Origin of the sequence: Bradyrhizobium macuxiense, assembly GCF_007993935.1 — a bacterium.
Classification (GTDB): domain Bacteria; phylum Pseudomonadota; class Alphaproteobacteria; order Rhizobiales; family Xanthobacteraceae; genus Bradyrhizobium; species Bradyrhizobium macuxiense_A.
Genome location: NZ_VITY01000002.1, coordinates 597995 through 616269, shown reverse-complemented (window position 1 = coordinate 616269; position 18275 = coordinate 597995). Strand labels below are relative to the sequence as shown.

The 18275-nt window shown below is 65.9% G+C and carries 18 protein-coding genes; 9 read left to right on the top strand and 9 right to left on the bottom strand.

The genetic code is table 11. The features are described 5' to 3' along the window. The first annotated feature begins 53 nt into the window (after positions 1 to 53). The 8 genes from FBZ93_RS06955 (at position 54) to FBZ93_RS06920 (ending at position 8237) form a co-directional block, all read left to right on the top strand. Positions 54 to 1502 carry a 6-hydroxynicotinate reductase gene (locus tag FBZ93_RS06955; RefSeq protein ID WP_146985190.1) on the top strand — a complete coding sequence of 483 codons (1449 nt, stop codon included), beginning with the start codon at positions 54 to 56 and terminating at the stop codon, positions 1500 to 1502. Continuing rightward, a complete protein-coding gene (locus FBZ93_RS06950) occupies positions 1499 to 2407 on the top strand; it encodes a UPF0280 family protein (RefSeq protein WP_146985189.1) in 909 nt (302 codons plus the stop codon). The genes FBZ93_RS06955 and FBZ93_RS06950 overlap by 4 nt, the downstream gene beginning before the upstream one ends. A 16-nt stretch (positions 2408 to 2423) precedes the next feature. Then, positions 2424 to 3008 carry an amino acid synthesis family protein gene (locus FBZ93_RS06945; RefSeq protein WP_029078203.1) on the top strand — a complete coding sequence of 195 codons (585 nt, stop codon included), beginning with the start codon at positions 2424 to 2426 and terminating at the stop codon, positions 3006 to 3008. Positions 3009 to 3036: 28 nt separating this feature from the next. Continuing rightward, positions 3037 to 4251, top strand: coding sequence for an ABC transporter substrate-binding protein (locus FBZ93_RS06940; RefSeq protein WP_146985188.1), 1215 nt, complete (start codon positions 3037 to 3039; stop codon positions 4249 to 4251). A 133-nt stretch (positions 4252 to 4384) separates the two neighbouring features. Then, positions 4385 to 6277, top strand: coding sequence for an ABC transporter permease (locus FBZ93_RS06935; RefSeq protein ID WP_146985187.1), 1893 nt, complete (start codon positions 4385 to 4387; stop codon positions 6275 to 6277). Continuing rightward, a complete protein-coding gene (locus FBZ93_RS06930; protein WP_050423385.1) occupies positions 6274 to 7065 on the top strand; it encodes an ABC transporter ATP-binding protein in 792 nt (263 codons plus the stop codon). Before FBZ93_RS06935 ends, FBZ93_RS06930 begins: the two co-directional genes overlap by 4 nt. Beyond that, positions 7062 to 7766, top strand: a complete 705-nt coding sequence (locus FBZ93_RS06925) for an ABC transporter ATP-binding protein (RefSeq protein ID WP_146985186.1) — start codon at positions 7062 to 7064, stop codon at positions 7764 to 7766. Before FBZ93_RS06930 ends, FBZ93_RS06925 begins: the two co-directional genes overlap by 4 nt. Positions 7767 to 7781: 15 nt before the next feature. Further along, entirely contained in the window at positions 7782 to 8237 is a 456-nt protein-coding gene (locus FBZ93_RS06920) for a MarR family winged helix-turn-helix transcriptional regulator (RefSeq protein WP_146985185.1), read from the top strand. Between the two features lie 141 nt (positions 8238 to 8378). Here the strand turns inward: FBZ93_RS06920 and FBZ93_RS06915 are convergent, their stop codons facing one another. Beyond that, entirely contained in the window at positions 8379 to 9575 is a 1197-nt protein-coding gene (locus tag FBZ93_RS06915) for an amidohydrolase family protein (protein ID WP_146985184.1), read from the bottom strand. A 171-nt stretch (positions 9576 to 9746) separates the two neighbouring features. Here FBZ93_RS06915 and FBZ93_RS06910 point away from each other — a divergent pair, with 171 nt between their 5' ends. Further along, a complete protein-coding gene (locus FBZ93_RS06910) occupies positions 9747 to 10520 on the top strand; it encodes a ferredoxin--NADP reductase (RefSeq protein ID WP_146985183.1) in 774 nt (257 codons plus the stop codon). A gap of 116 nt (positions 10521 to 10636) precedes the next feature. On the opposite strand, the gene soxA is transcribed toward FBZ93_RS06910, so the two are convergent. From soxA to FBZ93_RS06870, 8 genes are all read right to left on the bottom strand, one after another. Continuing rightward, positions 10637 to 11410 (bottom strand): sulfur oxidation c-type cytochrome SoxA, encoded by a 774-nt coding sequence (soxA, locus tag FBZ93_RS06905; protein ID WP_146985182.1) that lies wholly within the window; start codon positions 11408 to 11410, stop codon positions 10637 to 10639. After that, on the bottom strand, positions 11407 to 11727 hold the full coding sequence (gene soxZ, locus FBZ93_RS06900) for a thiosulfate oxidation carrier complex protein SoxZ (RefSeq protein ID WP_146985181.1): 321 nt from the start codon (positions 11725 to 11727) through the stop codon (positions 11407 to 11409). The genes soxA and soxZ overlap by 4 nt, the downstream gene beginning before the upstream one ends. Then, positions 11727 to 12188, bottom strand: a complete 462-nt coding sequence (locus FBZ93_RS06895) for a SoxY-related AACIE arm protein (protein ID WP_146985180.1) — start codon at positions 12186 to 12188, stop codon at positions 11727 to 11729. The genes soxZ and FBZ93_RS06895 overlap by 1 nt, the downstream gene beginning before the upstream one ends. An 8-nt stretch (positions 12189 to 12196) precedes the next feature. Further along, complete coding sequence (soxX, locus tag FBZ93_RS06890; RefSeq protein WP_146985179.1) at positions 12197 to 12652, bottom strand: sulfur oxidation c-type cytochrome SoxX; 456 nt, start codon at positions 12650 to 12652, stop codon at positions 12197 to 12199. Further along, a complete protein-coding gene (locus FBZ93_RS06885; RefSeq protein WP_146985178.1) occupies positions 12639 to 13913 on the bottom strand; it encodes an NAD(P)/FAD-dependent oxidoreductase in 1275 nt (424 codons plus the stop codon). Before FBZ93_RS06885 ends, soxX begins: the two co-directional genes overlap by 14 nt. 57 nt (positions 13914 to 13970) lie before the next feature. Next, on the bottom strand, positions 13971 to 16157 hold the full coding sequence (locus tag FBZ93_RS06880) for a xanthine dehydrogenase family protein molybdopterin-binding subunit (protein ID WP_146985376.1): 2187 nt from the start codon (positions 16155 to 16157) through the stop codon (positions 13971 to 13973). Between the two features lie 22 nt (positions 16158 to 16179). After that, positions 16180 to 16629 (bottom strand): (2Fe-2S)-binding protein, encoded by a 450-nt coding sequence (locus FBZ93_RS06875; RefSeq protein ID WP_146985177.1) that lies wholly within the window; start codon positions 16627 to 16629, stop codon positions 16180 to 16182. Between the two features lie 153 nt (positions 16630 to 16782). Further along, positions 16783 to 18183, bottom strand: a complete 1401-nt coding sequence (locus FBZ93_RS06870) for an MFS transporter (protein ID WP_146985176.1) — start codon at positions 18181 to 18183, stop codon at positions 16783 to 16785. Between the last annotated feature and the right edge of the window lie 92 nt (positions 18184 to 18275).

Genomic DNA, 18275 nt, shown 5'->3' with positions numbered 1-18275 from the left:
GAGGCGGAAGCGCAGTATGATCGACCGCCACCACAAGTCCAGGCTTGGTCACGATGGCTGACACAATGACCGTCGCCGCCGGCGACAAGATCCGCTGCGATGCCTGTCCGGTGATGTGCTACATCAAGCCGGGTGCGGCCGGCGCCTGTGATCGCTATGCCAATCACGACGGCACGCTGGTGCGGGTCGATCCGCATGTCGTGCTGGAGCGCACCGTCTCGCATGGCGGCAAGCTGGTTCCGTTCCAGGTCAGCGGCGACTGGGACGGCAAGATCGTCCGGCAGCCTGACCTCTTCGTCACCGCGATCGGCGCCGGGACCACCTATCCGGACTACAAGCCGGCGCCCTTCATCGTGTCGTCGGAAGTCGACGGCGTCGACATGGTCACCGTGGTGACCGAAGGCATTTTCTCCTATTGCGGCGTCAAGGTGAAGATCGACACCGACCGCTATCTCGGTCCGGAGACCGCGCTCGTGCGTGCCGAGGGCGAGGCGGTCGGCCATGTCACGACCAGCGAATATGGCTCGCAGATGCTCTCGCTCGGTGGCGTGCATCATCTGACGGGCGGCTCCAAGAAGGAAGGCCGCGTCACCTGCGACACGCTGATGGACCTTTCCAACTGCAAGGCGGTGGAGCTCACCATCGATGGCGGCGCCACCGTCGTGGTGCAGGCCGGCAAGCCGCCGATCGTCAATGGTGTGGCGGAAGAGCGGATGCGGGTCGGCTGCGGCTCGGCGACGATCGGCATGTTCGCCAAGCAGTGGCACGGCAAGGTCGATGAGGTCGTGGTGGTCGACGACCACATCACCGGCGTGCTCAGCGAGCACCAGGCCGGCAAGCTGCTCGACATCGCCGACACCGGCATCAAGATGAAGGGCCGGCGCTCGACGCCCGGCCGCTACTTCCAGGTCGCCGATCCCGGCACCGGGTGGGGCGGCACCAACATCTCCGATCCGCTGTCGATCCTCGGGCCCTTCAATGCCAAGGAAGCGCGGCCCGGGCTCACTATGCTGATGGTGTCGACGACGGGCGAGCATGCCTCTTACTACGTGCTCGACGAGGCGCTGAAGCCTGTCGAGACCGAGATGCCGGCGGACCTCAGATTTTCGGTCGAGCGCATTCAGGAGAATTGCGAGCCGGCGCTGTGCACCGTGCTGTTCATGGGCGGCGCGGGCGGATCGCTGCGCGCCGGCGTGACCGACAATCCGGTCCGGCTGACCCGCTCGGTCAAGGACGCGCTGACGCGCGTGACCAGCGGCGGTGCGCCGGTCTATGTCTGGCCCGGCGGCGGCATCACCTTCATGGTCGATGTCACGCAGATGCCGGCCGGCGCCTTCGGCTATGTGCCGACGCCAGCGCTGGTGGCGCCGATCGAGTTCACGATGCGGCTGTCGGATTACGCGGCGCTCGGCGGCCATATGGATTATGTCCGGCCGCTGTCGTCGCTGCGGGACAGCGCCGAGGTCCGGCCGATGCCGTATCTTCCAGGGCGGCGCGCATGAAGCGGCTCCCGCAAATCGCGCTTCTTCCTGACGGCAAGCGGCTGCATTTGCAGGATGGTCCCATTGATCTGGTGATCGAAGCCAAGGGCAGGGATGCGGATGTTCGATCAGCCTATCGGGCTGCTGCGGAATGCTTCACCGGTTTGCTCGACGAACTCTGTGTCGAACTCGCCGGGCTGCGCAGCGCAGCCGATCCGCGGCGCTGTGCGCTGAACGGCGTGGTCGCGCGGCGCATGCATGCGGCGGTCGCGCCGTTCGCCGCCGATGGCTTCATCACGCCGATGGCGGCGGTTGCGGGCTCGGTCGCCGAGGAAATCCTCGGCGCAATGTTGCAGGCGGCAACGCTCGACCGCGCCTATGTCAACAATGGCGGTGATATCGCCTTGCATCTCGGCGATGGCGAACAATTCACGGTTGGCCTGATGGACCGGCCGGACCGCCATGGCGTGATGCGTGCCATGACTGTGGATAGCGACATGCCTGTCCGCGGCATCGCGACCAGCGGCCGCCATGGCCGCAGCTTCTCGCTCGGGATTGCCGATGCCGTCACCGTATTGGCGCGGACCGCGTCGCAGGCCGATGCGGCGGCGACCGTGATCGCGAATGCGGTCGATCTGGCTGATCACCCCGCGATCCTGCGCGTTCCAGCGAGCGACTTGCAGCCGGACAGCGACCTCGGCGCACGGCTGGTGACGCGCGATGTCGGGGTTTTGGCGGAACACGAGATCGAGCGGGCGCTCGAGGCGGGGTCGGCGAGGGCACGCATGCTCCTGACGTCGGGATTGATCGAGGGCGCGGCATTGCGTCTACTGGGCGAAACGCGGCTTGTCGGTGCAACTGGGAGCGGGACGCCGGCGTCGCACGCGTTTCAGGGACCAACGATAAACAACATACTGCAGGCATGACCGGGAGCGAGGCAAGATGAGCGCCGTCATTCGCAAGATCGTCACCGTGGTCGAGGAGACCCATCTGGAGATGGGCAAGACCATCGCGCCGCCGACCCGGCGGGCCGCCGCGATCGCCGTGATCGAGAACCCCTTTGCCGGCCGCTATGTTGAGGACCTCTCGCCGCTGATTGCGATCGGCGAGGAACTCGGCGAATTGCTCTCGAAGCGGGCGGTCGCCGCGCTCGGCATCGATGGCGCCAAGGCGCACAGCTACGGCAAGGCCGCCGCGGTCGGCGAGAATGGCGAGCTCGAGCACGCGGCCGCGATCCTGCATCCGAAGATGGGCGCGCCGGTGCGCAAGGTGCTGTCCAAAGGGGCGGCGCTGATCCCGTCGTCGAAGAAGCGCTCGGGCCCCGGCACCACGCTGGACATTCCGCTCGGGCACAAGGACGCAGCCTTCGTGCGCAGCCATTTCGACGGCATGGAAGTACAGATCAACGACGCGCCGCGCGCCAACGAGATCATGGTCGCGGTTGCGGTGACCGACAGCGGACGGCCGCTGCCGCGCGTCGGCGGGCTGACGGTCGACGAGGTCAAGGGCGAAGACGGATTGCGATAATCTGTCTGAAGAAAAACTGGAGGACGGGATGCGTGGTTATTTCGTAGGGGCGGGATTGGCGATCGCGGTCGCGGCCATGGCAACGGGCGCCATGTCAACGCAGGCCACGGCGCAGAGCGAAATCAAGATCGGCGAGATCAACTCTTATTCCTTGCTGCCGGCGTTCACCGAGCCCTATCGCAAGGGCTGGCAGCTCGCGGTCGAAGAGATCAATGCGGCCGGCGGCATCAACGGCAAGAAGCTGGTCGTCATTTCCAAGGATGACGGCGGCAAGCCGGCCGATGCGCAGACCGCCGCGAACGAGTTGGTGTCGAGCGAGAACGTCGCGATGCTCACCGGCACGTTCCTGTCCAATATCGGTCTCGCAGTCTCTGACTTCGCCAACCAGAAGAAGGTGTTCTTCCTCGCCGCGGAACCGCTGACCGACGCAATCACCTGGTCGAAGGGTAATCGGTATACATTCCGCCTGCGGCCGTCGAACTACATGCAGGCGGCAATGCTTGTGGAAGAAGCCGCGAAACTCCCCGCAAAGCGCTGGGCGACGATCGCGCCGAACTATGAATACGGCCAGTCCGCGGTCGCGGTGTTCAAGAAGCTGATGTCGGAAAAGCGGCCCGATATCCAGTGGGTCGACGAGCAGTGGCCACCGCAGGGCAAGATCGACGCCGGCCCGGTGGTGCAGGCGACTGCCGCGGCGAACCCCGAGGCGATCCTCAACGTCACCTTCGGTGCCGACTTGGTCAAGCTCGTGCGCGAGGGCAACACCCGCGGCCTGTTCAAGGGCCGCACCGTGGTGAGCTTCCTGACCGGCGAGCCGGAATATCTCGATCCGCTCAAGGACGAGACACCGGAGGGCTGGATCGTCACCGGCTATCCCTGGTACTCGATCAAGACGCCCGAGCATGACGCGTTCCTGAAGGCCTACCAGTCCAAGTACAACGACTATCCGCGGCTCGGCTCGATCGTCGGCTACCAGACCATCAAGGCGGCCGCGGCGATCCTTGCCAAGGCTGGCTCGAGCGATCCGGAGAAGCTGATCGCGGCGGCGGAAGGCATCTCGATGCCGTCGCCGTTCGGCGAGATCACCTTCCGCAAGATCGATCACCAGTCGACGCTCGGCGCCTTCACCGGCAAGACCGCGCTGAAGGACGGCAAGGGCATCATGGTCGATACCGCTTATCGCAAGGGTTCGGACTACCTCCCGAGCGATGCCGAGATCGAGAAGCTGCGGCCGAAGGATTGAGGTCTCTCTGCCTGCGTAGGGTGGGTTAGCCGAAGGCGTAACCCACCGCCTTGCTTACGCGGACCGACGGCGGGTTACGCTTGCGCTAACCCGCCCTACAAGTGACGTTCGTTTTCTCCAACGCGGACCGCCCATGGCTTTCTACGTCGTCCAGTTCCTGACCGGTCTTGCCAGCGCGGCGTCGCTGTTCCTGGTCGCTTCGGGTCTGTCGATCATCTTCGGCGTGACGCGGATCGTGAACTTCGCGCATGGCGCGTTCTACATGCTCGGCGCCTATGTCGCCTTCACGCTGACCGAGCGCTTCTCGGGCGCGTTCGGCTTCTGGGGCGGCATCGTCGTCGCGGCACTCGTCGTCGCCGCGATCGGCGTGCTGGTCGAGATGGTGCTGCTGCGCCGGATCTATCATTCGCCCGAGCTGTTCCAGCTGCTCGCCACCTTCGGCCTCACGCTGATGGTCGAGGACCTCGTGGTGCTGATCTGGGGGCCGGACGATCTGGTCGGCCGCCGTGCGCCGGGCTTCAAGGGCGCGATCGATTTCTTCGGCCAGAACATTCCGAGCTACGATCTGTTCCTGATCGTGCTCGGGCCGGTCGTGCTCGGCGTGCTCTGGCTGCTATTCCAGCGCACCCGCTGGGGCGTGCTGGTGCGTGCCGCGACGCAGGACCGCGACATGGTCGCCGCGCTCGGCGTCAATCAGAAATGGCTGTTCACCAGCGTGTTCGCGCTTGGCGTCTTCCTCGCCGCGCTCGGTGGCGCGCTGCAGATTCCGCGTGATGCGGTCAATCACGCGATGGATTTGCGCGTCATCGTCGAGGTTTTCGTCGTGGTCGTGATCGGCGGCCTCGGCAGCATCATCGGCGCCTTCGTCGCGGCGGTCCTGGTGTCCGAACTCAACGCCTTCGGCATCCTGATCTTCCCGAAGATCTCCATCATCCTGGTGTTCCTGGTGATGGCGGTGGTGCTGATCGTCCGGCCGTGGGGGCTGTTCGGCAAGCCGGAGGCGCCGGCGCGGCGCACGCCGGGCCTCACTGTCAATCCGTGGCGGCCGCTGACGGCGAACGAGCGGCTTGCCGCGATCGCCGTGCTCATCGTCGCCGCCGCGCTGCCGTTCGTCGCGGGAAATTACCTGCTCACTGTCGGCTCCGAGATCGCGATCTTCGTCATCTTCGCGGTCAGCCTGCACTTCCTGATGTCGGTCGGCGGGCTCGCCTCGTTCGGCCACGCCGCCTATTTCGGCCTTGGCGCCTATGGTGTCGCACTGCTCGCCAAGATGGCGGGCTTGCCGATGATCGTCTGCCTGCTGCTTGGCCCGTTGCTCGGGCTCGTCGGCGCTGCCGTGTTCGGCTTCTTCGCGGTGCAGCTCTCCGGCGTCTATTTCGCGATGCTGACGCTGGCCTTTGCCCAGATCGTCTGGTCGATCGCGTTCCAGTGGGTCTCGGTCACCGGCGGTGACAACGGCATTCTCGGGGTCTGGCCGGAAAAATGGGCGGCGAGCCCGTCGCATTTCTACTGGCTGTCGCTCGGCATCGCCGCGCTTGCGGTCGTGATCCTGCGCATCATCGTGTTCTCGCCGTTCGGCTTTGCGCTACGCGCGACGCGCGACTCGCCGCTGCGCAGCGAAGCCGTCGGCATCAACGGCAAGCGCATCCAGTGGACTGCCTTCGTGATCGCGGGCACGGTCGCAGGCCTTGCCGGCGCGCTGTTCGCCTATCTCAAGGGCAGTGTATTCCCCGACAACATGGGCATCTCGCTGTCGGTCGATGCGCTGGTCATGGTGCTGCTCGGCGGCGTCGAGACGGTGTCGGGCGCGGTGGTCGGCGCCATCGTCTACAAGGCGCTCAGCATCTGGCTGGTCAGCCAGACCGATCTCTCCAAGCTGGTGCTTGGCGGCTTCGTCGTGCTGATCGTGGTCGCCTTCCCGAAGGGCATCGTCGGCACGCTGGAAGCTTTCATGCACCGCCGCCGCAAATCCTCGTCGTCGGCGTCGTCGCCATTGCTGACCTCCCGCATCGAGAGCGCCGAATGAGCATGGTCCCCACATTGTTGTCGGTCGAGGGGCTGACCAAATCCTATGGCGGCGTGCATGCGGTGCGCGGCGTCTCCTTCGAGTTGCGCGCCGGCGAGATCCTGGCGCTGATCGGGCCGAACGGCGCGGGCAAGAGCACCTGCTTCGACATGCTCAACGGCCAGAACATCCCCGATAGCGGCCGCATCCGCGTGCTGGGCGCAGAGACCACCGGCAAGAAGCCGCGCGTGATCTGGCGCATGGGCGTCGGCCGCACCTTTCAGATCGCGGCGACGTTCCCGACCATGACGGTGCGCGAGAACGTCCAGGTCGCGCTGGTCTCGCACGGCCAGCAATTGTTCAATCTGTGGGCTTCGACCGCGCGTCACGCGCGCGACGAGGCCGGGCGGCTGCTCGACCTGGTCGGCATGGGCGCCTATGCGGAGCGGCCGTGCGGCGAGCTCGCCTATGGCGACGTCAAGCGGCTCGAACTCGCGATCGCGCTCGCCAACCAGCCGAAGCTGCTCTTGATGGACGAGCCGACCGCCGGCATGGCTCCGCGCGAGCGCGTCGAGCTGATGCGGCTGACCGCCCGGATCGCGCGCGAGCAGTCGATCGGCGTGCTGTTCACCGAGCACGACATGGACGTGGTGTTCGAGCATGCCGACCGCATCCTTGTGCTCAACCGCGGCACGTTGATTGCCGAAGGCTCGCCCGAAGAGGTCCGCGGCAATGCCCAGGTGCGTGCGATCTATCTCGGCGAAGGCCTCCTCTACGACGCGCGGCACCGCGAGGGAGCATCGGCATGAAGCTCACGGTGAACGACCTCAACAGCTTCTACGGTCCGGCGCATATCCTGTTCGACATCGCGCTTGAGGTCGGCGAGGGCGAGGTGGTCGCGCTGCTCGGTCGCAACGGCGCCGGCAAGTCGACCACGTTCCGCTCCATCGTCGGCCTGGTCGAGAACCGCTCCGGCCGCGTCATGTTCGAGGGCAGGGACGTCTCCGAGCTGCCGACGCATGCGATCGTGCGCGGCGGGCTCGGCTACGTGCCGGAGGAGCGGCGCATCTTCACGGATTTGACGGTGGAGGAGAATCTCGAGGTCGGCCGCCAGCCGAAGCGGCCGGGCGCGCCGCAATGGGACCGCGAAAAACTGTTCAAGCTGTTTCCCAATCTCGGCGAAATGCGCGGCCGGCCCGGCGGGCGGATGAGCGGCGGCGAGCAGCAGATGCTGACGATCGCACGCACGCTGATGGGCAATCCGTCGCTGGTGCTGCTCGACGAGCCGTCGGAAGGCTTGTCGCCCAAGATCGTGGAGCAGATGGTCGATGCGATCCTGGCGATGAAGAAAGAGGGCGTCAGCATCGTCGTGTCAGAGCAGAATCTGCATTTCGCCCGGCTGATCTCCGATCGCGCCTACATCATCGAGCGCGGCCGGATCTGCTTCGGCGGCACCATGGCGGAACTCGATGCGCGTCCGGATGTCCGCGACGCGCATCTGTCGCTGTAAAGGGCGGGGTGGACAATGGCGAGGAGTGCTGCACAGAAGCGAAGCGTCAAGGCGGCCAAGCCCGGCTACGTGCTGGACGAGCAGATCGGCTTCATCCTGCGCCAGGTGTCGCAGCGTCACGCCGTGATCTTCGCTCGCGAGATCGGCATCAATCTGACGCCGACGCAGTGGGCGGCGCTGTCGAAGCTGTCGGAGGTCGGCGCCTGTTCGCAGAACCAATTGGGGCGGCTGACCTCGATGGACGTTGCGACCATCAAGGGCGTGATCGACCGCCTGACCGCGCGTGGCCTGACCGAAACCGCGCCCGATCCCAATGACGGCCGCCGGCTGCTGGTGAGCCTGACGCGCGCCGGCCAGCAGATGGCCGATAAGGCCGCGCCGAATGCGCTGGTCATTTCAAGGGAGACGCTCGCGCCACTCGACGCCAAGGAGCGCGAGACGCTGATCGCGCTGCTCGGGAAATTGCGGTGATACTAATCTGAGACCGTCACCCTGAGGAGGTCGCGAAGCGACCGTCTCGAAGGGCGACGGCCCGGCTCTCGATTGCGGGCCGTGCATCCTTCGAGGCTCGCAAGAGCTCGCACCTCAGGATGACGGGTCTATAAACGTCCCTTACTTCGCCACGATCTCCGGCACTTTGCCAGCGGGCGGGGTGTTGCGGCTGCGTTGGGTGCGGACGATGCCGTCGATGATGGTCATGCCGATGCCCGGGAGATCGCCGAGCTGAACGCTCTCCAGGATGTTCTTGCCCGGTGAATGCTGCGCCTTGTCCATCAGCACGAAGTCGGCGGAGCGGCCGACCTCGATCAGGCCGCAATCGAGCTCGCGCATCCGCGCGGTGTTGCCGGTGGCGAGACAGAACGCGAGCTCGGCGGGCAGCTCGCCGAGCGAGGACAATAGCGAGACCATGCGCAAAATGCCGAGCGGCTGCACGCCGGAGCCGGCCGGCGCGTCGGTGCCGAGGATGACGCGATGCAGATCGCCCATCTCGCGCGCGGTGCGCAGCGTGAACAGCGCCGAGCGCTCATTGCCGTTATGCACCAGCTCGAGCCCACGCTTGCAGCCCTCGCAGATGCAGCGGATCTGGTCGTCGGGCAGCGCGGTGTGGCCGCCATTGATGTGACCGACCACGTCGGTGTCGGCTTCGAGCACCACGTCCTTGTCGATCAGGCCGGAGCCGGGGATGGAAGGACCGCCGGTGTGGATCGTGCTTTGAATGCCGTATTTGCGCGCCCAGCCGACCATCTTCCGTGCGGTCGGCCCGTCCTTCACGCCGCCGAGCCCAACCTCGCCGAGCAGCTTGACGCCGGCGGCGGCCATTTCCTTGAAATCGTCCTCGACCATCTCGCATTCGATCACGGGCGCGCCGGCATGCACCTTCACGCCGCCCGGCCGCAGCGTCCAGAACGCGCGCTGCGCGAAGATCGCCATCGCCTTCACGCCGACGACATCGCGCGGCCGTCCGGGCATGTGCACCTCGCCGGCCGAAATCATGGTGGTGACCCCGCCGTGCAGGTAGCTGTCGATCCAGTTGATCTGGTTCTGCCGCGGCGTCCAGTCGCCGGCGACGGGATGGACGTGGCTGTCGATCAGGCCGGGCGCGACCGTCGTTCCCATGGCATCGACGATCGTGGTGGCGCCGTCGGTGTCGACGTCCTTGAGGCGGCCGATCGCAGTGATCTTGCCGTTCTCGGCGACGATGGTATCGGCGTCCAGGATCGGCTTCTCCAAAGCTCCCGACAGCAGTAGCCCGATATTGCGGATCACCAGCTTGCTGGGGCCGGTGGCCTGGGGCGCGTCGTGAGCCATGGGTGTTTCCTTCTGTTTTCGTTCCGGAATTGCCCGGGAATTTGAGCCCGGCTTGACTTTTCGATCAAGCCGGATTATTCGTTTGTATACGAATGATCGTATACAAACGATCCGGCCGGTCAACAGGGTTCAAGTCCTTCCCCGCCGCAGCACAAATCAGGGATTGGTGCGATGAGCAATTTCAACCAGGAAAGCGTCCTCAGCGTTCATCACTGGACCGACACGCTGTTCTCCTTCAAGACCACGCGCAATCCGTCGTTCCGCTTCCGCAACGGCGAGTTCACCATGATCGGGCTCAAGGTCGGCGAGAAGCCGCTGCTGCGCGCCTACAGCGTCGCCAGCGCGAACTACGAGGACACGCTCGAGTTCTTCTCGATCAAGGTTCCGGACGGCCCGCTGACCTCGCGTCTGCAGCATCTGAAAGAGGGCGACGAGATCATCGTCAGCCGCAAGGCCACCGGCACGCTGGTCATCGACAACCTCGAGGACGGCCGCAACCTCTATTTGATCGGGACCGGCACCGGCCTCGCGCCGTTCCTCAGCGTGATCAAGGATCCCCAGACCTATGACCGGTTCGAAAAGGTCGTGCTGCTGCACGGCTGCCGCCGCGTCAAGGAGCTCGCTTATGGCGAGATGATCACCGAGAAGCTGCCGCAGGACGAACTGATCGGCGAATTGGTGCGCGACCAGCTGATCTATTACCCGACCGTGACGCGCGATCCGTTCCGCAACCGCGGCCGCATCACCGACCTCATCACCTCGGGCAAGTTGTTCGCCGATATCGGCCTGCCGGCGCTCGATGCCGCGCATGACCGAGTCATGATCTGCGGCTCGCCGGCGCTGGTCGCCGACACCCGCACGCTGCTGAATGGCCGCGGCTTCGTCGAGGGCAATCACGGCGAGCCCGCCCAGTTCGTGGTCGAGAAGGCGTTCGCCGAGCGTTGAATTTTCGCACCGTCATTGCGAGCGAAGCGAAGCAATCCATTGTCACCGAGCGCGCGGAGGGATGGATTGCTTCGTCGCTCCGCTCCTCGCAATGACGTGGACAGAGCGGAGCATGATCAAGGCCTCACCGCCGGCGTCTCCACCGGCATGCCCCGCGCCCGCGACATCAGATAGAGCTCGAGCTCGACCAGCTCGGGCGAGCCGTAATCATAGGCCTGCGCACGGATGCCGGTGATGCAGGCGCGCAGCCGCCGCTGCAGCGATCCGAGCGCCTGCCACTCCAGCCGGTACAGCGGATAGCCCGTCGGCTGTCCCTGCGTGATCGCGCTGCCCGCGAGCTTCTTGTCCCAATTATCGTCGTGGCAATTGGCGCAGGCCAGATTGAGCTGGCCCTGCCGCTGCATGAACAGCGCGTGGCCCTTCTCGACGAACGGCGCGAGCTCCGGATCGTCGCCGGGCGCAATCGGCACGCCGCGCGATTGCTGCGCGACATAAGCGGTCAGCGCCAGCAGCTCACGGCTTTCATAGGCAAACGGCGAGGCCTGCTGGTGGTTGGTGCGGCAGAGGTTGATCCGCGCTTCGAGATCGACCGGCTTGCCAAAGGCCTTCTCGAACGCCGGGTAGTGCGCCGCGACGCCTTTCATGCTGACGTGTGCGTCATTATGGCAGTCGGCGCAGGCCTTGTCCGCGGTGCCGGCCTTGCGCTTCCACAGCGTCTCGCCGTCGAGCACCGAGAGCATGCCGGGATTGTCGGTGTCCTCGTCCTGCATCGCCTTGGTGTCCGCGCTCATGAAGCTGTAGCCGGAGCGGCGCTGATCCAGCGGAATCTCGGCGGCGAGCGCCGCGCCCGCCATCGCCGTCAGCAGCGCGATGCAGGCCGCAACCCTCATTCGACCGTGATCGAAGCCGATGCGGTCTCCGAAAACCCCTTGTCGCCGATCCATTCGAACTCGAACTTGCCGCTCTCGGTCACGGTGGTGAAGAAGGTGATGAACGGATTGGCCGCGATCGCCGGATAAAGATCGGCGCGGAACACTTCGGTGCCGTTGAAGCGGCAGGTGAAGCTCGTGATGATGTCGCGCGGCACCACGTCGCCGGATGCAGTGTGGCGATAGCCGGTCTCCATGATGTGCGACATCAGGGTCTTGATCTCGATGATGTCGCCGCGCTTGGCCTTCTTCGGCACGTTGATCAGGGCCGACGGCATCAGATCGCCTCCTCGGTGCAGGCGGCGAGCGTCACCACGACGTCTGCGGTCGCCGACCAGAACGTGTCGTCGGACAGCCGCGCGATGGCGGTGACTTTCTGGCTGTCCGCGAGGCGGATGCGGGTCGACACCTGGGCGCGTCCGGCGCGCGGCCCGAGATAGAAATTGCCGATGTTCGGCTGCGGGTTCTTCTCGTTGAAGACGTGGATGCTCTTCACATATTCGTCGGCCGTCATCGGGCTGGTGACGCTGACCGTCATCGGCACCGTGTTGCCGTTCTCGACCAGCGGCGGGATCTCAAGCTTGACCTTGCCGGTGCGCACATTGGCTTCGCCGACGACGTTGCGGATCGCGGCGGACAGCATCGCCGGTGTTGCGTCGGCAGGGCGCACGATCACCATTGCCGCGGCGCCGCCGGTGAGGCCGAAAAACGTTCGCCGGGTGTGCTCAGAATTCGCCATGCTTGATCCTAGTTCCGCAACGTCACCAGATAGGCCACGATATCCTCGATCTGCTCCGCCGACAGGATCGGCTTGCCGCGCCATGAATTGCCGACGCGCGTGAGCCCGTCGACGCGATAATAGGACGGCATGATCGTCGTCGCATTGAGATGCGCCGCGTCGACCAGGCGGAGCCGCAACTGTCCTTCCGACCAGCGGCTGCCGCTTCCGGAAAGGTTCGGCGCGAGGTCGCCCTGGAACGCCTGTTCGGGAAATGGGCCGCTGTGGCAGAGGATGCAAGTGGAGGAACGCTCGACCACGAGTGCACGGCCGCGAGTGGCGTCGCCTCTGGTTCCCGTCAGCGAGGCTGGAATCGCATCGCCGACCACAGTGTAGGGCCGCAGCTCCTCGGCGCCGGCGGGCGCGCAGGCCGCGAATGCGGCCGCTGCGAGCAGTACGATGAGGGAGCGCCTAGCCAAAGGCATCTCCCGTGATGGTCCTGAACCACTCGACCGCCTCATCGGCCTCGCGCTGGCGCACTTCGCGCGGCGCATCGACCGGGCTCGTGGTCACCTCCGCCTCGGCGTACTGATCCTCCTTCGGCTGATAGATGCCTTTCAGCGAGAAGGCGTAGCCCGGCGCGACCGTGTTGTAGCAGGCGCCGTCGAGTCGCGGCGTCTCCGGCGCCTTGTCCGCCAGCGCGTTGACGATCGCGGCCGCACAGGCCCGGCCTTGCGCCGCCGCCGCGGAGGCGGATTTCGGAATGCCGCCGGCGATCGCGGCATCGCCGATGACGTGAATGTTGGGCACGAGCTTCGAGGCGAAGGTCACCGGATCGATCGGGCACCAGCCGGTGTGGTCGGCGGCGCCGGCGATCTCCGCGATACGGCCGGCGCGTTGCGGCGGGATCACGTTGGCGACCGCCGCGGTGTAATTGCCGAAGTCGGTGACGATCTCGTTCGTCGTCGGATTGACCGACGTCACGCGGCCGCCCTGCGACAGTGCGATCCGCTCGATCATGCCGGGATAGAGCTCCGCCCAGGCCTTCTCGAACAGCTTCTGCTGCGAGTAATTGTCCTTGGCGTCGAGCACCAGGATCTTCGACTTCGGTTTGTTCGCCTTCAGGTAATGCGCGATCAGGCTGGCGCGCTCGTAAGGCGCCGGCGGACAGCGCAGCGGCGCGGCCGGCACCGCGATGACGACCAGGCCGCCATCGTCCATCGCTTCGAGCTGCCTGCGCAGCAGCAGCGTTTGCTCGCCGGCCTTCCAGGCGTGCGGCATCTTTTCGGTGGCGGCCTCGTCATAGCCGGGGAGGGCATCGAAGTGCATGTCGATGCCGGGGGCCAGCACAAGCCGGTCGTAGGAGAGCGTCGTGCCATCAGCGAGCGTGATGCTGCGTGCCTGGGCGTCGACCTTGATGGCCGCCTGTGCGGCGACCGTGATGCCGTCGGCTGCGACCCTGTCATAGCTGAATTGCTGCGCGGAGATCTCACGCAGGCCTGCGATCACCTCGTTGCTGAACGGGCAGGCGGTAAACGTCTTGTTCGGCTCGATCAGCGTGACCTGGAGGTTTGCATTGAGCCGCCGCAGCGCCCGCGCGCAGGCCGCGCCGCCGAAGCCGCCGCCGATCACCGCGACGCGTGGCGCGGCTTGCGCCAGCGATGGACGTGCCAGTCCGGCCGCCGCTGCGACGGCAGCGGCGCCACGGACCACATCCCTGCGCGTCGGATGACGCGTGACGGCCATGCACGACAATCCGGAAAAAGGAAGCGGCGGCCGCTCAGACCGCCGCTTCTGGTTTGATCAGGCGAAGGAGATATTCTGGTTGCGCAGCGGGAACGAGCGGATGCGTTTTCCCGTGGCCGCGAAATAGGCGTTGAGCACCGCCGGTGCGGCAACGCCGATGGTCGGCTCGCCGACGCCGCCCCAGAACCCACCGCTCGGCACCATCACCGCCTCCACCTTGGGCATTTCGTTGATGCGCATCGAGTTGTAGGTGTCGAAATTGGTCTGCTCGATGCGGCCGTCCTTCACGGTGCAGCCGCCGTAGAACAGCGCGCTGAGGCCGTAAACGAAGGAGCCCGCGATCTGCCGCTCCACCTGCGCCGGATTGACGACATAGCCGGGATCGGTGGAGGCGACGATGCGATGCACCTTGATCTTGCTGCCGTCGGTCACCGAGATCTCGGCCGCGCCGGCAACATAGCTGCCATAGCCCATCACCTGCGCGATGCCCCGATAGACGCCCTGCGGCGCCGGCGTGCCCCAGCCGATCTTCTCGGCCACGGCGTTGAGCACGGCAAGATGCTTGGGGTGCTTGCCCATCAGCTTGCGACGGAATTCGAGCGGGTCCTGGCCGGCGGCCAAGGCGAGCTCGTCCATGAAGCATTCCATGTAGATCGCGTTGTGATTGACGTTGACGCCGCGCCAGAAGCCGGGCGGGACGTGCGGATTGCGCATCGAATGCTCGACCAGCAGATTCGGCACCGAATAGCCGATCGCGGCCTCGCCGGATTGCGCGACGCCCTGGAACGCGGCGGGGTCCATGCCGTTCTGCAGCGCTTCCGGGCGCACCGAGAACAGGATGGATTGGCCCGACAGCCGGTAGTGCAGCGCGACCAGGTTGTTGTCGGCATCGAACGCGCCGGTCAGCTTGCACTGCGTGACCGGGTGATATTTGCCGTGCTGCATATCCTCTTCGCGCGACCACAGCAGCTTGACCGGCGTGCCCGGCATCTGCTTGGCGATCGCCACCGCCTGCCGGACATAGTCGGTCATGCCGCGCCGGCCGAAGCCGCCGCCGAGCATCAGCTTGTGCACGTCGACCTTCTCGGCCGGCAGGCCGGAAGCCTCGAGCGCCGCCGCGAACGCCGCTTCGCCATTCTGCGTGCCGCACCACACCTCGCATTTATCAGGCGTGTAGAGCACGGTGGCGTTCATCGGCTCCATCGTGGCGTGGTTCTGGTAGGGATAGCTGTAGACCGCTTCCACCTTCTTCGCCCCGCTCGCGATCGCGGCCTTGGCGTCGCCGTTCTGGTTGCCGACATAGGCCGGCTGCGCATTGTCGAGACCTTCGGCAAGCCATTTCGCGATCGTCTCGCTGGAGACCTTTGCGTTGTCGCCTTCGTCCCAGACGATCGGCAGCGCATCCAGCGCAGTCTTGGCGTGCCACCAGGTGTCGGCGACGACGGCAACCGCGCTGTCGCCGACCGGCACCACCTTCTTGACGCCCTTCATGTTGGCGATCTTGGCCTCGTCAAAGCTCTTCACCTTGCCGCCGAACACCGGGCAGTCCTTGATCGCGGCGTTCAACATGCCCGGCAGCTTGACGTCGATGCCGTAGATCATCTTGCCGGTGGTCTTGTCGACGGTGTCGAGCCGTTTCAGGCCCTTGCCGGCGATGGTCCAGTCCTTCGGGTCCTTCAGCTTGACGTCGGCCGGCGGCTCGAGCTTGGCGGCGGCTTCGGCGACCTTGCCGTAGGTCGTGGTCTTGCCCGACGCCGTGTGGGTGATGACCCCGTTGGAGACCTTGCACTCGGCGGCCGGCACCTTCCACTCGTTGGCCGCGGCCTGGATCAACATCACGCGCGCGGTGGCGCCGCCCTTGCGGACATAGTCCTGCGAGGTGCGGATGCCGCGGCTGCCGCCGGTGGAGAAATCGCCCCAGGCCCGCTTGCGGGCGACGCTCTGGCCGGGCGTCGGATATTCTGTGGTGACCTTCGACCAGTCGCACTCCAGTTCTTCGGCGACGAGCTGGGCGAGGCCGGTCAGCGTGCCCTGGCCCATCTCGGAGCGGGCGATGCGGATCACCACGGTATCGTCGGGCCGGATCACGACCCAAGCGTTTACTTCAGGCGCGCCGTCGGCCGCGCGCACCACGGCAGGGCCGCCGAACGGCAGATCGAGGCCGAGCGCGAGGCCGGCGCCGGCGGTGGCCGTACCGATCACGAAGGCGCGGCGGTTGAGCTTCGGCATGACGTGCTGGTTGATTTGCAGATTCATGGCTGCCTCCTCACGCGTTCGCGGCAGCATGGATCGCCTCGCGGACCTGCTGGAAGGTGCCGCAACGGCAGATATTGGTGATGGCGTCGTTGATGTCGTCGTCGCTCGGCTTCGGATTCTCCTTCAGCAGCGCCGCGACGGCCATGATCATGCCGCTCTGGCAATAGCCGCATTGCGGCACGTCGCTGGCGATCCAGGCGAGCTGCACCTTGTGCATCACGCCGCCCGCCGCGAGGCCCTCGATGGTGGTGATGTCCTTGCCGGCCACCTCACCGACCGTGACGCCGCAGGAGCGCATCGCGACTCCGTCGACATGCACGGTGCAGGCGCCGCATTGTGCAATGCCGCAGCCGTATTTGGTCCCCGTCAGTCCGACATTCTCTCTGATCGCCCACAGCAGTGGCGTGTCGTCCTCGACGTCTACATTGATTGTCTTGCCGTTGATTTTGAGGCTTGCCATCGCTTTCCCCTGAATGGTCCGATCCTCCGATCGGACTCCAGCGCGATGTTGGCCTCGAAACTGGAACGGTTCAAATCAAGAAAATGCGTTTGCAGCGCGGAAGAAAGTTGATGCTGTGGTGTTTGGTCGCGCACTGCACGCGCAACATGCCTGTCATGTCTTTTGCGGTGAGGCGACGGCCAGGCGCAGGAAGCTCATGACGCTGCCGAGCGCGGCAAATCCGGCACCAAGCGCCAGCGCGACCGTCGCGCCCTCGCGATCGGCCAATGCGAAGCAAAGCGCCGCGAGTGCGGCGCCGGTGGTCTGCCCGATCAGCCGCGCGGTCGCAACGATGCCGCTGGCGCTGCCGCTGCGATGCGACGGCGCGCTCGACATGATCGCCTTCATGTTGGGGGTCTGGAAGAAGCCGAAACCGATGCCGCAGATCATGGTGCGCCAGACGATGTTGGCGACGCTGGGCTCCGGCGGCAGAGTCGCCAGCAGCACCATGCCAAGCCCGAGCAGCAGCATGCCGATGCCGCCGAGGATGCCGGCGGGATAGCGGTCCGACAGCCGGCCGCCGATCGGCGCCATGAAGGCGACCACCAGCGGCCAGGGCGTCATGAAGAAGCCGGTCTCGACCTGCGAGCGATGCAGGATGTCCTCGAAGTAGAACGGCAGGGAGACGAAGGCGAGGCCCTGCACAGCGAATGAGCAGACCGCGGTCGCGGCCGACAGCGCGAAGATCGGCCGGCGGAACAGGTCGATCGGCAGCATCGGCGCCGGATGATCGGCATGCCGCCGGGTCAGGATCCAGCCGAATACGAGCGCGCCGACCAGCTCGGCGATGACCAGCGCCGGCGCTGCCTTGTGCGCCGCGCTGCCGATGCCGATGATGAAGAGGCCGAGGCAGGCACAGGCCAGCGCCGCGCCGAGAAAGTCGAAGGCGTGCTTGGCGCGCGGCGTCTTCGGCAGCGTCTTCAGGCCGATCAGCAATGCGACGACGCCGAAGGGAAGGTTGACGGCGAACAGCCAGGGCCAGGTCCCGAGCGCGAGGATGCCGGAGGCAATGGTTGGTCCCAATGTAAACGCGGTCGCAACCACAAGCGCATTGTGGCCGAAGCCGCGGCCGTGCATCCGGCTCGGGTAGACGAAGCGCACCAGCGCGGTGTTGACGCTCATCAGTCCGCTGGCGCCGAGCCCCTGTAGGGTTCGCGCGACCAGGAGGCTCGGCAGCGACCACGCCAACGCACAGCCGAGTGACGCCAATGTGAACAGCAGGAGGCCGCCGAGATAGATCCGCTGGTGGCCGACGATTTCGCCGAGCGCGCCGAGCGGCAGCAGCGTCGCGACCAGCGCGATCTGGTAGACGTTGACGACCCAGACCACCTCCGCAGGGCTGACATGCAGATCGTTGGCGATCGCCGGCAGCGCGATGTTGGCGATCGCGGTGTCGAGCGAGGCCATCGCCAGCGCCGTGAAGATCGCGGCCACCGCCCAGCGGCGGGTCTCCCACGGCAATCCATCGGTGATCGGCGCCGCTGCCGCGCCGGTGATCGGGGTCTTCTCGAGCATGCCTGAAAATGTCTCCGGGATCGCCATGTACTACGCCGGCATCCCGTTCCCCAGCCGCGCCATTGCATGATGCGTATGCGAAGCGGCCTTGC